Origin of the sequence: Micromonospora sp. WMMD964 (genome assembly GCF_029581455.1) — a bacterium.
GTDB lineage: Bacteria > Actinomycetota > Actinomycetes > Mycobacteriales > Micromonosporaceae > Micromonospora.
This window is the reverse complement of record NZ_CP120860.1, coordinates 2195529-2210419: the sequence shown is the minus strand read 5'-3', so window position 1 is coordinate 2210419 and position 14891 is coordinate 2195529. Positions and strand designations below refer to the sequence as shown.

Here is a 14891-nt window from a genome sequence, read left to right as displayed (position 1 = left end):
GGTTTCCAGACGGTACTGGAACCGTCCGACAAGCCGGGCGGGTTATTCGCCCAACCACCGTTTACGCCTGCGCGCCACGCGGTAGCGCCATCTCCACCGCGTCCGGCTCGACCCCTCTGACCTGGGCCTGCTCGGCCGCCCACCGCAGGTAGGCCAGCCACTCCTCGGACGACCACCCGTTGCGGCGCACGACGCCGGCCTCGGCGGGCAGCCCGCTGGCCACGACGCGGTCCAGGATCAGCGGCTGCACCCCACCCACCCCCCACCGGTAACCGGCGAAGTAGAGCACCTTCGTGAACAGGCCCGGCCCCAACCACGGCAGCCGCGCCTGATCGCGGTCGAGGAAGCGGTGGTACACCGACCGCAACCGAGCCTCGTCGGGTGCCTCTTCCAGCGCGTACGCCAGGCGCTTGCCGTCCGGATCGGCGTCGAGCGACCTGGCCGCACGCCACGGGCCGTACCCAATCGGGCCGTAAGCCCAGGCCAGGACGGCGGTCAGCAGTTGCCGGGAACTCGCCGAGCCGGCCCGGTAGGCGTCGGCGACCGCGAAGACGTCACGCCGCCGAATCTCGCCACTCGCCGGGAGCATGTCGGGCCACGCGTCCGGTGGCAGCCCCGCCCGCCACCGGTCGACCTTCACGTTGACCGGATGCTGCTCGATGTCCGTTGGTCTGCGCATTGTCAGCTCCCCTCGCATCGCGCCCTCCATCGGGACGCTATGACCGAGGCTCTTCCCCGACCGCCCGCTGACGGCATATCGCGGTATCAGGCACGGAAGTGGGCCGCCCCACGCGGTCGCGGGGCGGCCACACCTATCGCGCCTTGCTACGCCGTGGCGCAGATGGCATACGCCGTGTCGGACCAGTTGCCGGCGAACGCGTCCTCCTCGTACGCGCCGGAGGCAACGGATGTCGGCGCGGTGGCGGGGCCGCCGTTGGGGCGGAAGTCGTCCACGATGCCCTCGCCGGTCACCCCGTTCAGCTCGTAGCCGGCACCGGTCAGCACCTTCCCGACCGGACAGGTGGCAGTGACGCTGCGGAAGTCGAGCGAGTTGCTGGCCCCCACCGTGGACGCCCGGACCAGGCCGAGGAGCGGGTTGGCGCAGATGGCGTACGCGGTCACCGACCAGTTGAGGGTCGTCGCGTCCGACTCGTACGCGCCGACGGTGACGGCGGTCGGCGCGGCGGCGACGCCACCGTTGGGGCGGAAGTCGTCGACGACCCCTTCACCGGTGACGCCGTTCAACTCGTAGCCCGTGCCGGTCAGCACCTTGCCGGCCGGGCAGGTCGCCGTGGTGGAGTGGTAGTCGGTCGAGTTGCTGGCCCCGACTGTGGAGACCCGCACCAGACCGGGCACCGGGTTGGCGCAGATCGCGTACGCCGTCACGGACCAGTTCCCGGCGAACGCCTCCGTCTCGTACGCGCCGACGGTGACCGCTGTCGGCGCGGTGGCCGGGCCGCCGTTGGGGCGCAGGTCGTCGACGACGCCTTCGCCGGTGACGCCGTTCAGCTCGTAGCCGGTGCCGGTGAGCACCTTCCCGGCCGGGCAGGTCGCCGTGGCGCTGTGGAAGTCGGCCGAGTCGCTGACGCTCGTCGCGGCCACCCGCACCAGGCCGGGGACCGCGGCGGACGCCGGGCTCGCCGGGGCGACCACCACCGCGACCGCGACGAGACCCAGCACGAGTACGACGGCGCGGGCTTGTTTCCGAGTATGCATATGTTTCTCCCGTCTGAGGCCCGATCAGCGGATGTCGTACCGCCGACATCTAGGCCGTTCGCAATTGACGGGTTGACGGTAGGTAGCCGCCCGACCAGGGGTTATCCCCAAACCGACTACGTCGCGTAGCGGACGGGCAGCGTGAACCCGAGCCCACATATTGACTGTTAACTATCAGTTTCGCGAGCGCGGCCCTAGCATTCGCCTCATGTCAGCTCGTCGCGTCATCGCCGTCGTAGCCGTCGCCGCGCTGGCGAGCCTGCTCGCCGTCAACGTCGCCCATGCCGACGACGGCCCGGCGATCAGCACCCCCGGCAGCCCGACTGTGGTGGTCAACGAACCGCACCAGCTCACGCTCACCTGGACGCCGTCCGCCTGGGTCGACGGGCAGGGCACCGGGCAGCCCATCAACTACGAGGTGCAGGTGCCACTGGGCCCCAACACGTACCGCTGGCTCGGCACCACCGAGGACACCACGATCACGCTGACGGACCTGGCGCCCGGCACGACGTACCGCATCGCGATTGCCGCCCGCGCGCTCGGCGGCTACTCCGACTCCTCGGCCGCCACCACGGTGCGCACGGCCAACGGTCGCGCGACGGTCAGCTACCTCAATCTCGACTGGTCCCCGACGAACAACCAGATCCAGTACCTCCTGCGGGTCACCAACACCGGCACCGGGCCGCTCGACCTGAGCACCGTGCGAGTGCGATACCACCTGCGCTTCGAGGGCGGCAACACCTCGTTGGTGCCGAACTGTGACTGGGCGGCGCTGGGCTGCGCCCGGATCCAGCAGACCGTGCAGTTCTTCGTCCCACCGGGCGGGCCGCCGTCCGCGATGTCGACGCCGGCCCCGCCGTACCCCCCGCCGGGCACGCCCGTCCCGGGTTGGGTGGAGCTGACCTTCACCGGTGGGACGCTCGCGCCGGGCCAGTCGACCGGCCCGATCCAGCTACGGCATCACCGGCACAGTTGGAGCACCATCGACGAACGCGACGACCCGAGTTGGCTCGCCGCCACCGGGCAATGGACCGAGAACGGTCGGATCACGCTGGACGTCGACGAGGTACGCGAGTTCGGCGACACGAACACCTGACCTCGCCTTCGACTGGCTCGGCCTGGCCGGGCGGGCCATGTCCTGACGAGCGATATACCTGTGAGTCATAACTATGACTCACAGGTATATGCCTCTCTGAGCAATCACCTCTGCCGCCGTACGCCCTAGCTGCTCGCCGCCGGCCTTCCGCCTCGCCAGGGCAGGTCCTCGACGTGGCCCCACTTGAGCTCGTTGCCACCGAGCAGAGCCGCCTCACCCCAGGACACTCGGAGCAGACCTTCGTCGGAGTTGCAGGCGAACCCGACGAGCAGCACCCTCGGCTCGTCGGTCGACTCCTCCACGGCCTCCCGGAGAGCTGAGCGGTCACGGGCCTCCTCCGGCGTGAGCGGCATCATGGGCAACGTGATCTCCTCGTGGCTCGGCGCAGGCCCGAAGAGGATCAGAAGATCGCGAATCAGCCGGTTGAGGTCCCGTCCGGGACGGACGTTTCGCATGTCCACGTCGCCCCGTGTCGCGTACCGCCAGGGCAGCAGGAGGTGGCCCCGGCAGATGGTGACCCGCACCTGAGCACCCGGCGGGTGCACGTCCACCACGTCGGGAAAGTCGTGCAGATACTCGTGGAGCACCTCGTACTGCTGCTTCCAGCGAACCGGGCCGAAGGCGTGATCGGTGTCCAACTCCGACGCCTCGCGCGCACCCTGGGCAAGTTCGACCGCACGGGCCAGCGCCGCCGGGACAGCGGTGCGCAGCGCTGCTGCCAGGGGCAGCCCGAACTTCTCGACGGACCACTGTGACGGGCCGTCAGGGTCACCCACGCCGCTCACCCCCCGTACTGGCTTGCATACGCTCAGACAGAAAGCCTCTTATGACCGTCAATGGCGGAAGGTCTAAGCGAAACTCTCCGCCACGTGGATGCGGGCGGCGACACGAGCACCCGGCCCGGGCCATGCGTCGACCCTCGCTGTTACCAGGCGATACGGCATGTCGCGGTGGTCGTCGGTGCCATGCGGAATCGGCATGCGCTCGCCTGCGCGTCCAAGGAATCGGGCAGACTGCGGGCATGACGGAACGCCCGGTGCTGTATCTGGTCGTCTGCGCCGCGGGTCCGGCGGAACACATCCACAAGCTGGTCGATCTGCTGATCGCCGACGGGTGGCAGGTGTGCATGATCGTCAGCCCGACCGCCGCGCCGTGGCTCGACCGGCAGGCGTTGCAAGACAAGACCGGTTATCTGGTACGCGTGGAGTGGCGCATGCCCGGCGACCCCGAACCCCACCCGCCCGCCGATGTGGTGGTGGCCGCGCCGGTCACGTTCAACACGGTGACGAAGTGGGCGCTGGGTATCAACGACACGTTGGCGCTCGGCGTCCTCAACGAGTCACTGGGCGCGGGCCTGCCGATCGTCGCGTTCCCGCACACCAAGGACGAGCTGGCGGCGCATCCGGCTTATGCGGGTCACCTGGCGGTGCTACGCGCCGCCGGCGTGATCGTGGCGGACGGGAAACCGCTGAACCCGATGAACGGGCCGGAACGCTGGGACGTGGTGGTCGAGGCCCTGCGCTCGATTCGACCGTCCTGAAGGGGATGTCGGTCGAGGTTGTCAGGCCGCCGACCCGCTCCGGGCGTCGCGCGCGAGTTCGCAAGCCACCTCCGTTCGGTAAGGCACAATGATCCGACAGCCCATTGTGGGCGTCCTTCGCTGACCTCACTGTCCTAAGAAGGAACCGCCGGTGATGCGATCAGACCGCCCCCGAACGCGGCAGGCGACCAGCCAACTTCGTATTGATCGATAACTCGTCCAGCCATGCGACCAACACCCACCCGGATCTTGCATTTCACGCACATCGACAATCTGCCCGGCATCGCCAAGACGGGCCGGTTACTGGCGGACAACACCGTGGGCGCACAGCTCGCCGTTAATGTGGGCGCAGTCGAAATCAAAGCGCGTCGACGGGAACGGCTCGTACCGTGCCCTCCCGGTGGCGTCGTGGCCGACTACGTACCGTTCTACTTCGCTCCACGTTCACCCATGATGTACCGAATCGCTTGCGACCATCGGGACGGCAAATCGGGATGCTACCCCGGAGGGGACGACCCTCTCATCTACCTGGTGAGTTCCGTGGAGCGAGTGCACGAGTCTGGACGGGGCTGGGCCGCGAGCGACGGCAATTGCGCGGTCGGGTTGACCCGGTTCTCGGCCGAGTTGACCGAGCTCGACGCACTGGTCGACTGGCCCTTGCTGGAAGCCCAGATCTGGAAGGACATCCCCGACGACATGGACCGCATGCGCCGCCGGGCGGCCGAGTTCCTGGTACATCGCGAGTTTCCTGTCGATCTGCTCGCCGGTTACGCCGTACGGACGAAGGACCGACAGGAACAGGTGAGGCAGGTGTTCCGCGATGCTGGCATGATCGAGCCGTACGTTGGTGTCAGACCGAGCTGGTACTACGGGTACGCACGGGGGGAGGTGCGCGAGTGATCATCATCAGTCATGGCAACCTACTGACGGCCGAGGCGGATGCGCTGGTCAACACCGTTAATACGGTCGGGGTCATGGGCAAGGGCATCGCTCTTCAGTTCAAGCGCGCCTACCCAGCCAACTACACGGCCTATCGCAGCGCGTGCAGCGAGAATCAAGTCAGCCTAGGGCGGGTCTTCGTCTTCGACTCGGCGCGACTCGGCCCACGTCGATACGTGATCAACTTCCCGACCAAGGGCCACTGGCGGGCCAACTCCAAGTTGTCGGACATTGAGGCTGGGCTGATCGATCTCGTCCGCGTGATTCGCGAGCGGAAGATCACTTCAGTGGCGATGCCCGCCCTGGGCTGCGGCAACGGTGGCCTCAGATGGGGCGACGTCCGGCCCCTCATCGAGGACGCCTTCGCCGAGGCCCCCGATGTGCGGGTCCTGCTCTTCCCCCCGGAGGGAGCACCCGATCCGGCAGACATGCCGGTAGCAACCGAGAGACCGCCGCTGACACCAGGACGCGTTACCCTCATCCAGGCCATCGACCACTATCTGAGCCGAGCCCGGAGACTCGAGTTCCGCGATGGTGTCACCGTCCTGGAGATTCAGAAGATCGCTTACTTTCTTCAGGTCCTGGGGCAACCACTCCGACTGGATTTCACTCGCGGCAGATATGGCCCGTATGCCGACAGCCTCAACCACGTTCTCGACCGGCTCGAAGGTCACTACCTAACCGGCTTCGGTGACCGTTCAGCACGAGTCGAAGAGCTGCAACCCATTCGGCTGACTGCTGGTGCCGCCGACGCCGTTACGGCCTGGTCCCGGGCGCACGGCGAAGCAGCCACCCAGACATTGGAGCAGTTAGCCCTGCTGACCGACGGGTTCGAAGCACCGTACAGCCTGGAGCTCCTGGCCACCGTGCATTACGCGGCCGCATCGCGTCCGCCAACCGCTGACCTCGACGAGCTAACCGAGCGGGTTCGCTCCTGGAGTGGCCGTAAGGCGCGCCTCTTCACGCCCGCTCATGTCGAGCTCGCGTACGACCGGCTCCAATCAGTCGGTCTGCTGCCCGCACTGCCCGTTGGGTGACTCGCCACTAGTGGAAGGTGTGCCGAGGTTGGGGTGCCTATATGACGGATCTTGAGCGAGGGCTTTACGAGCATCTCATCACTCGTGAGCTGGCCGATCGTCTTCAGCACGTCGATCCCGCTCTGATCCAGCACCACAAGCTCGACCCCGCCGACGCGCATACCACCCTCGCCCGGCACATCGCCGCCTTGGCTGCACGTGCCCTCCAAGCCGTCCCAGCCGGCGACGACAAGCTCCACCACCAGGTCGAGATGGCGAACCGGATCGCCGACGCGATCGCCGAGCTGAGCCCGAAGGCCGCAACGGATCAAGACCAGGTGACCGACGCGAAGCATCTGCTCCACGCCATCGCCGCACCGCCAATCCCGCCCGCGCTGCCAGCGTTCCCAGACCGCCCGAGCACACCGCTCTCCACCGGCGCGCTGCTGGTCAACGGCCGCCACCAGCCCCGCATCGGCCACGAGGTCAACCACGAGATGGCGTCGGCCGAGAGCGTCGACCTGCTCTGCGCGTTCATCAAGTGGTACGGCCTGCGCATCGTTGAGAAGCCCATCAGTGAGCTGATCGCCCGGGGTGGCAAGGTCCGGGTCATCACCACCACCTACCTGGGTGCCACCGATCAGCGGGCGCTAGACCGGCTCAAGGAATTGGGCGCGGAGGTCAAGGTGTCCTACGAGACACGGACCACCCGGCTGCACGCCAAGGCGTGGTTGTTCCGCCGGGCCAACGGCACCACCACCGCGTACGTCGGCTCGTCCAACCTGTCGAAGACCGCGCTGGTGGACGGCGTGGAGTGGAACGTCCGCATCTCGAACATCGAGCAGCCACACGTCATCGACACGTTCACGGCGACGTTCGAGGACTACTGGAATGACCCCGCGTTCGAGGCGTACGACGCGACCAGGGACGCCGAGCGGCTGCGGCACGCACTCACCGGAGAGCGCCGCGACGATGCACCGACCGAAATCTCGAACCTGGACGTGCGCCCGTACCCGTACCAGGCAGAGATCCTGGCCGACCTGGACGCTGAGCGGTTGGTGCACGGGCGCTGGCGCAATCTGGTGGTGATGGCGACCGGCACCGGCAAGACAGTGGTCGCTGCGCTCGACTACCGCCGGCTGAACAGGGCAGGCAGGGCAGACTCCCTGCTCTTCGTCGCTCATCAGGAGCAAATCCTGCGGCAGAGCCTGTCGACTTTCCGGCAGGTCATGGGCGATGGCAGCTTCGGCGAGACGCTTGTCGCGGGCGAGAAGCCCAACGGCTGGAAGCACGTCTTCGCCTCCATCCAGTCGCTACACCGTCGGGAGGTCGACCCCGAGGCGTACGACATGGTGATCGTGGACGAGTTCCACCACGCGGAGGCGCCGACGTACACGCGGCTGTTGGAGCGGCTGCGTCCCCGCGTACTCCTTGGATTGACGGCGACCCCCGACCGCGCCGACGGCGGCGACGTGCGCCGGTGGTTCGACGGCCGCGCGGCGGTTGAGCTGCATTTGTGGGACGCATTGGAGCGGCAGTTGTTGTCGCCGTTCCAGTACTTCGGGCTGCACGACGACGTGGACCTGTCGCACCTCGCCTGGAAGCGCGGCCAGGGCTATGACCTGGCCGAACTCACCGCCCTCTACACCGCCGACCACGCCCGGGCACGGACAGTGCTGCGCGCGGTTCGCGAGAAGGTGGATGTCGGGCGGATGCGGGCGCTCGGTTTCTGCGTAAGCATCGCGCACGCGAAGTTCATGGCTGACTGGTTCAACCAGCACGAAGTGGCGGCGGCAGCAGTCACCTCGGGGGCCGACCGTCTGACGCAGAAAGGGCTGTTGCGGGACTTCAAGGCCGGCAAGCTGCGGGTCCTCTTCACAGTGGACCTGTTCAACGAGGGCGTCGACCTGCCGATGGTCGACACGATCCTGATGCTGCGGCCCACCGAGAGCGCCACGATCTTCCTGCAACAGCTCGGCCGTGGCCTGCGCCTGGACGACGACAAGCCCTGTCTCACCGTTCTCGACTTCATCGGCGGGCAGAACGCCAACTTCCGGTTCGACCTGCGCTGGCGTGCCCTGACCGGGGTGAGTCGGCGAGCGATCACCGAGGCGGTACGGGATGACTTCCCGAACCTGCCGAGCGGCTGCCACGTCGAGCTGGACCGGGTGGCCAAGGAGGTCGTGCTCGCCAACCTCAAGAGCGCGCTGCCGACCTCGAAGGCAGGCCTGCTGTCCGAGCTGCGGCAGCTCGGCGACGTCAGCCTCGCCACGTTCCTTCGCGAGACCGGCCTGGAGATCGAGGACGTATACCGGTCGGCCAGCATTGGCGGCTGGACCGGCCTGCGTCGGCTCGCCGGCATCGAGACGTCGGCGCCCGGCCCGGACGACCGGGAGTTGGGCCGCGCCATCGGGCGCATGCTGCACACCGACGACGTAGACCGGCTGGAGCTGCTGACCCGGGTCGCGGCCGGACCGCCCGCGCCAGCTCAGCAGGTGTACGCGGGCAGCGGCCGACTGCTGGACATGCTGCACTTCAGCCTCTGGGGGCCGAACGCATCCCTCGCCACGCGGGACGAACGGCTGGCACGGCTGTGGAAGGAACCCGCTCGCTGTGCCGAGTTGCGGCAGGTCGCCGAGGTGCTGCGCGACCGCATCCACCGGGTCACACCCACGCTCACTCCGGGGGCGGTGCCGTTGCGGGTGCACGCCCGCTACAGCCGCAACGAGGCATGTGCCGCCTTCGGGATGACCAACCCCGGGTCGCTGCGCGAGGGAGTGAAATGGCTGCCAGACGCCCAAGCCGACCTGTTCTTCGTCACCCTGGTCAAGTCGGAGGCGCACTACTCCCCCACCACCATGTACGCCGACCGGGCCATCACCGACACCCTCTTCCAGTGGGAGTCGCAGAGCACCACCTCATCGGCGTCGGCGACCGGTCAGCGCTACACGTCGGGCGGCTCGACAGTGCACCTCTTCGTCCGGGAAACCCGTATCCCCGACCGCGACCTGGGCGCGCCGCCGTACCTGTACGCCGGGCCGATGACGTACCAGGAGCACACCGGCGACCGACCCATGCGCATCCTCTGGAAGCTGCACCACGCGCTGCCCGCCGACATGTACGCCGCAGCTCGGGCCATCGCCGCCTGATATCGGCCGTCCGTCCGCTCGCCCGGCTACCCCTTCGCCACAGCCTCCGGCGGGACGTGCGGCCCGCCGGCCGGTCGCTCGTCGCCGTGGCCCGGCCACCACGCCTTGTGCCCGATCAGCGCGGTCAGCGCCGGCACGAAGAACATCGACATGACGAACGCCGACAGTACGATGCCGATCGCCACCGCGAAGCCCATCTGCTGCAGGAACGAGATCGGGGCTAGCAGCAGCACCGCGAACGTCCCGGCCAGGATCAAGCCTGCTGCCGCGACCGTCGGGCCGGCGTGTTCGACCCCGATGGCGGCGGCCTGGTGCGGCTCGTTTCCCTCCCGCGCCTCCTCGCGTAGTCGGGCGATCATCAGGATGTTGTAGTCAGTCCCGATCGCCACCACGAAGAGGTAGAGGATGATCGGCAGCTGGAAGGTGACACCGGGCTCGCCCTGCAGCCCTTGGAAGAGGTAGACAGTGGCGCCCAGCGTGGCGGCGAAGTTGAGCAGCACCGCTATCACGAGGTAGATCGGCGCGACCAGACTGCGCAGCAGCAGCGCGAGGATGAGCGCGATCAGGCCGGCCGCGACCGGCAGGATCACCGACAGGTCGCGGTTGTTGGCCGAGTTGATGTCCGCGAAGATCGCGGTGGTCCCGCCGACCAGCGCCCGGGTGCCCGGCGGGGCCGCCGCGTGCACGGCACCGCGCAAGTCGTCGCGGACGAGGGTGATCGCCTCGTTGGAGACCGGGTTCTCGTTGAGCAGCAGGTTGACCCGGGCCACACTCGGGTCGGTGCTGCGCTCCGGGGGCTGCGCCTGGCCCACACCCGGGGCTTTCGCCACGGCCGCCGCGAAGTCGTTGACCTGCTGCTCGTTCAGCGGCGACCCGTTGCTGGTGGTCAGGTAGACCTCGGTAGGGGCGAGCGCACCGGCGGCGAACCCGCGCTGTAGGTCCTGTGCGGCCTTCGCCGACTCGGTGTCCTGCGGGAAGCCGGCGCTGAAGTCGTAGTCGGCCTTGTAGCCGAGCACGCCTGCGGCGAGCGCGACCAGGAGAACGCCGGAGGCCGCCGCGACTAGCGCCGGGCGGCGCCCGACGGTGTTGCCGAGCCGGTGCCAGATGGTGGCCTTGGGCGCACGCTGCCACGCCTTCGAGGGCCAGAAGACGTACCGGCCGAGCAGGGAGACGACCGCCGGGATGAGGGTGAGCGAGGTGACCAGCATGACGCCGACCGCGATCGCGAGCGCCGGACCGAGGGAGCCGAAGAAGCCCAGCGAGGCGAGGAGCAGCACGAGGAACGCGACGATGACCGCTCCGGCGGCCGAGGTGATGACCTCGCCGACCCGCTGGACGGTGACGATCATCGCGGTGCGCTTGTCGTCGCCGGCGCGCAGCCGCTCCCGGTAGCGGAAGAGCAGGAACAGGATGTAGTCGGTGCCGATGCCGAACAGCACGATCAGCAGGATCGTCTGCAGATCCTGGCTGACGCTGAGGTCGAATGCCTTGCCTGCGGCGGCGACGAGACCCGTCGTGATGCTCAGGACGACGCCGACGACCACCACCGGCAGCAGCGCCGCGATGGGGCTGCGGAAGATGACGAGGATCAGTCCGATGATGAGGATGATCGTCGCGATGCCGACCACGGCGAAGGCGTTGTTGAAGGTGTCCTCGTTGTCGACGAAGCTCGCCACGTCACCGGCCACGCCCGCGGTCAGCCCACTGTTCGCCAGCTCCGGGCCGATGTCCGCGCGCAGGTCGCGCACGGCGTCGAGTAGTGCCGGGTCGTCGGGGGTGGGGGCGTCGAGCCCGACGTTGATGATCTGCACCGACTTGTCCGGTGCGACCGCGGGCGGGCCGGTCAGGTAGCCGGACGTGCGCGGGATGTTCTTGGCCTTGAGCGACTGGGCGAGCTGGCCCACCTTCGCCTCGTCCGCCGACGTGAGTTTCTGCCCGTCGGAGCGCTTGACCACGATGGTCGCCGTCGCGGTGGCCTGCTGCGGGAACGCCTTCTGCCCCAGCTCGGTGGCCTGCACCGACTCGTACGAGCGAGGCAGGAAGCTTTCCTGGTCGGCGGAGGTGATGTCGCTCAGGGACGGTGTGGTGAGGATGATGGCGGCTGCCGCGACCACCCACCCGGCGATCACCCACCACGCTCTGCCCACGACGAATCTGCCCAGCCGCTCGAACATGGTTCCCCCCGTGTGTCCGGCACAACCGACGTCTGGCGGCCGAGGCGCCCACGGACGCCCCCATCACCACTCTGCGCTACCGATGTGCAGCGTATCGTCACGCGCTAGGCCTTTCTGGAATGCTAGATCAACGACCGTTTCGTATGCGGTCAGTCAGGCGGCGTCCGCGTTGGAACTGAACCTGACGTCCAGCCTTCGGTCCAAGGCACGGGCCAGGCGCTCCAGCACCGGCAGGGTCGGCACTGTGCCGCCAGCCTCAAAACGAGCCACCGCTGATTGAGTCATGCGGGCAGCTTGGGCCAGCTGGCTCTGACTCCAACCGTGCCCCTCGCGCAGGTGGCGCACCTCCTGCCCGAGCTCGAAGGCGATCCGGGTGGCTTCGTAGGTCTCGGATGCTCCCGGCTCCGCCATCCGGCGCTCACGTAGGTCGTTCCAGTCCAGGCGATCACTCATCGCTCTGCCCCCTCGTTCACGATGTGCCGCTCCACCACGCACCGCTCGAATGCGCGGCGAGCCCGCTCGACCTCCCGGTCCTCCCGCATTCGCGTCTTGCGGAACACCGTGAGCAGGATGATTCTCCGGTCGGAGGCTATCCAGTACGTCACACGGACCGCGTCGCGCTCCAGATAAAACCGCAGCTCACGCAATTTGCCGTCGAGCTGTCTGCTGTGCGGCTCTCCGAGCAACACACCTCGGCTAGCCAGAAGGTCGATGTAGAACGCCGCTCGGGCGAAGTCGCCAGTTGGTAGTTCCTCCAGCCAATCTCGGACCTCTGGTTCCAGCTCCACGCTACCCCAACCCATAGCATCGATGCTATGGGTTGGGTAGTTCCCAGCGAACTTCATCCGACGCGTGTTGCACATGACGCCGGCCCTGTCCATGCCGCGAGCCGACCGGCAACCACGTCGAGGCCGCCTGCCAGCCCTCCGACGTGATCGCGCGTAGGTTGAGGACCATGGAGCAGCGGATCAGTCTCGTCACCCTGGGAGTCGCGGACGTAGCCCGGGCCAAGGCGTTCTACGAGCACCTTGGCTGGCGTGGCCAGGAGGTCGAGGAGACGGTCTTCATGCAGGCCGGCGGCCTGGCCGTGGTGCTCTGGGGTCGCGACAAGCTCGCCGATGACGCGGGCATCGCCGACCCGGGCACGGACGGCTTCGGTGGGGTGACCCTCGCGCAGAACGTCCGATCCCGCGAGGAGGTGGACGAGGTGATCGCCACGGCGACCAAGGCGGGTGCCTCGGTGACGAAGCCGGCCCGTGAGACGTTCTACGGCGGCTACGCGGGTTACTTCACCGACCCGGACGGCCACGTCTGGGAGATCGCCTGGAACCCCGGCTTCGCCCTGGCGGACGACGGCACCCTCACGGTTCCCGACTTCAGCGCCATGGGCTGAGCCGCACCGGCGGCGACACGGATCAGGGCGTCGGAGGCGGGCAGAGCAGCGGGTCCAGCAACGGCAGTTGCAGGGGATCCAGGCAGACCGCCAGCAGGGAGTTCGGCGAAGGCGTCGCAGTGGGAGTCGGCGTCGGGGAGGCCGACGCGACGGGTGACGTCGGGACGGCTGACGCGGGCGGTTCCGCGGTGGGCCCAGGGGTCGGCACCGAGGTGGGCGACGGAACAGGGACGGCCGACGGGGTAACCGTCGGCGCTACCGCCACCGTAGCGGCAGGTGACACCACTCTGGAGACGGCTGCCGCGGGCGACGGCCGGACCGCCGGGGCGTGCGGCGGGCTCCAGACGGCACTGTCGGCCGTACCGACCCGCGACCGGGGTGCCTCCGGCCCGACGGGAACGGTCGGAACGAGGACTACTCCGGCCCTCGGCACGTCCAGGGCGATGGTCTCCGCCAGCGGCACGGGCTCGGCCCCCGACAGGTGCGGGTTCGGACCGAGAGCGCCGGGACCGACCGTCGCGAACACCACGGCTGCGATGGCCGCGGCACCGAGCGCCCGCCGGTCGGGGCGTACCGCCGTCAGGGGCGCGTCGTCGGGTTCCGCCGGTACGGGAGGCGCAGGCCGGGTTGCCCGGTGCGCGGCCAGCTGCGCGGCGACCTGCGCCAGGACGGCAGCGCGATCCGTAGCGGCGGCGAGCGTGAGGTAAAAGCGGAAGTTCACCACGGCGTTGGCGGGAACGAGCAGTCCGGCGAGTCGACTGTGGTCGGGCAGCAGGGTGACCGGCACGTCGGGGTGGTGGGCGGGGCCGACCAGGTCCGCGTACCGCCACTCGCGTCGGTGCTCACGCCCGCCGAAGGCGACCCGGTGACTGGTCACGACGGCCATACCGGTGTCGACGGCCCGCAGGCCCGCCGGCAGCGAGCCCACAAAGATCTCCGCGAAATCGCACGGACCTGGTGTGGGCAGGCCCGGGACGTGCCGCGCCTCGGCCTCGACCAGCGTGGCGACGGGGAGGACGCGGAAGACGAGTTCGTCGTCGGCGAGGTCCACCGGCAGGCCGGTGCGGGGCTGCGTACACCCGAGGAAGCCGGCGGCTTCGACGCGGAGCCGGGCCAGGTGGTCGTCGCGGCGTCGCCAGGCGGCGGTGGCGTCGCGGTACGCGCGCTGCCGGCGCTCGTTCTCGCGCTCGGCCCAGGCGATCCGCCAGGGGGCGCAGGCCACAGAGGTCACGTTCACATGCGTTACAACCGCTCGCGTACGTGACAGGGAACGCGAGCAGGATCGATGCATCCCGTTGCGCCCGAAAGGAGAGAATTGCAGGTGATCAGCCGGCGCGGCGGCGGTCGGTCATCGGGTCGCGGACCGGGAACCGCGACCGGGCCCTCGGTGGGTACGCCTCGCAGTGCTCGGCCCAGTGTTCGGCGGCGCTGGCGAGGGCGTCCGCGGAGACGGTGAGGATCAGCGGGTAGATGGCGCTGGAGGGGCGGCGCATCCATGGGGGCAGTGACTCGGCGGAGAACTCCACGATCAGTTCCAGCCGGCGACGACGGAGCACCCGGGTGCGCAGGGCCAGGTTGGGTTCGGTGAAGCGGACCAGCGCCGGTGGCGCGCTCAGCCCGAGGGCGGCGGTGGCCTGGCCGTGCAGCCAGCCGCCGAGCGCGCGGGCCTCCTCGACCATCAGGCTCGGGTAGTGGTGTGACCAGGTCTGACCGTCGGAGGTACGGGCGTCGACCTCGATGAGCAGCCAGTCGTGCCAGCCGGGCGTGGCCCCGTCGGGGTCGTCGGGCGGGTCGATGCCGGGCTGGTAGCCGACGGGGCGTATCCGCACCCGTGCGCCATCGTCAGACCGGATCTCCACTCGATCATT

At 68.7% G+C, this 14891-nt stretch carries 14 protein-coding genes; 6 read left to right on the top strand and 8 right to left on the bottom strand.

Going from position 1 to position 14891, the window contains the following annotated elements; translation table 11 throughout:
• Positions 1-61: 61 nt before the first annotated feature.
• Together O7616_RS10370 and O7616_RS10365 are read right to left on the bottom strand one after the other, a co-directional pair.
• On the bottom strand, positions 62-679 hold the full coding sequence (locus O7616_RS10370) for a hypothetical protein (RefSeq protein ID WP_282306593.1): 618 nt from the start codon (positions 677-679) through the stop codon (positions 62-64).
• Between the two features lie 146 nt (positions 680-825).
• The gene (locus O7616_RS10365; RefSeq protein WP_282306592.1) at positions 826-1716 is read right to left on the bottom strand and encodes a hypothetical protein; all 891 of its coding nucleotides are present in this window, start codon (positions 1714-1716) and stop codon (positions 826-828) included.
• Between the two features lie 208 nt (positions 1717-1924).
• Here O7616_RS10365 and O7616_RS10360 point away from each other — a divergent pair, with 208 nt between their 5' ends.
• Positions 1925-2812, top strand: coding sequence for a cellulose binding domain-containing protein (locus tag O7616_RS10360; protein WP_282306591.1), 888 nt, complete (start codon positions 1925-1927; stop codon positions 2810-2812).
• Between the two features lie 125 nt (positions 2813-2937).
• Here O7616_RS10360 and O7616_RS10355 read toward each other — a convergent pair whose 3' ends face one another.
• Positions 2938-3588 carry a hypothetical protein gene (locus O7616_RS10355; RefSeq protein ID WP_282306590.1) on the bottom strand — a complete coding sequence of 217 codons (651 nt, stop codon included), beginning with the start codon at positions 3586-3588 and terminating at the stop codon, positions 2938-2940.
• Between the two features lie 245 nt (positions 3589-3833).
• On the opposite strand from O7616_RS10355, the gene O7616_RS10350 reads away from it, so the two are divergent.
• From O7616_RS10350 to O7616_RS10335, 4 genes are all read left to right on the top strand, one after another.
• Positions 3834-4352: a flavoprotein gene (locus O7616_RS10350; protein WP_282306589.1), complete on the top strand. Its 519-nt coding sequence runs from the start codon at positions 3834-3836 to the stop codon at positions 4350-4352.
• 249 nt (positions 4353-4601) lie between these two features.
• A complete protein-coding gene (locus O7616_RS10345) occupies positions 4602-5252 on the top strand; it encodes a DUF4433 domain-containing protein (protein WP_282306588.1) in 651 nt (216 codons plus the stop codon).
• The gene (locus O7616_RS10340; RefSeq protein WP_282306587.1) at positions 5249-6328 is read left to right on the top strand and encodes a macro domain-containing protein; all 1080 of its coding nucleotides are present in this window, start codon (positions 5249-5251) and stop codon (positions 6326-6328) included. Before O7616_RS10345 ends, O7616_RS10340 begins: the two co-directional genes overlap by 4 nt.
• A 41-nt stretch (positions 6329-6369) precedes the next feature.
• Positions 6370-9456 carry a DUF3427 domain-containing protein gene (locus O7616_RS10335; protein ID WP_282306586.1) on the top strand — a complete coding sequence of 1029 codons (3087 nt, stop codon included), beginning with the start codon at positions 6370-6372 and terminating at the stop codon, positions 9454-9456.
• Between the two features lie 26 nt (positions 9457-9482).
• Here the strand turns inward: O7616_RS10335 and O7616_RS10330 are convergent, their stop codons facing one another.
• The 3 genes from O7616_RS10330 to O7616_RS10320 all read right to left on the bottom strand — a co-directional run bounded on the left by O7616_RS10330 (position 9483) and on the right by O7616_RS10320 (position 12418).
• Entirely contained in the window at positions 9483-11630 is a 2148-nt protein-coding gene (locus tag O7616_RS10330) for an MMPL family transporter (RefSeq protein WP_282306585.1), read from the bottom strand.
• A gap of 153 nt (positions 11631-11783) precedes the next feature.
• Positions 11784-12083 carry a helix-turn-helix transcriptional regulator gene (locus tag O7616_RS10325; protein WP_282306584.1) on the bottom strand — a complete coding sequence of 100 codons (300 nt, stop codon included), beginning with the start codon at positions 12081-12083 and terminating at the stop codon, positions 11784-11786.
• Positions 12080-12418 (bottom strand): type II toxin-antitoxin system RelE/ParE family toxin, encoded by a 339-nt coding sequence (locus tag O7616_RS10320; RefSeq protein ID WP_282306583.1) that lies wholly within the window; start codon positions 12416-12418, stop codon positions 12080-12082. The genes O7616_RS10325 and O7616_RS10320 overlap by 4 nt, the downstream gene beginning before the upstream one ends.
• 167 nt (positions 12419-12585) lie before the next feature.
• Here O7616_RS10320 and O7616_RS10315 point away from each other — a divergent pair, with 167 nt between their 5' ends.
• Positions 12586-13023: a VOC family protein gene (locus O7616_RS10315; RefSeq protein ID WP_282306582.1), complete on the top strand. Its 438-nt coding sequence runs from the start codon at positions 12586-12588 to the stop codon at positions 13021-13023.
• Between the two features lie 22 nt (positions 13024-13045).
• On the opposite strand, the gene O7616_RS10310 is transcribed toward O7616_RS10315, so the two are convergent.
• Together O7616_RS10310 and O7616_RS10305 are read right to left on the bottom strand one after the other, a co-directional pair.
• On the bottom strand, positions 13046-14254 hold the full coding sequence (locus O7616_RS10310) for a hypothetical protein (RefSeq protein ID WP_282306581.1): 1209 nt from the start codon (positions 14252-14254) through the stop codon (positions 13046-13048).
• Positions 14255-14348: 94 nt separating this feature from the next.
• Positions 14349-14852 (bottom strand): hypothetical protein, encoded by a 504-nt coding sequence (locus tag O7616_RS10305; protein ID WP_282306580.1) that lies wholly within the window; start codon positions 14850-14852, stop codon positions 14349-14351.
• Positions 14853-14891 lie beyond the last annotated feature (39 nt).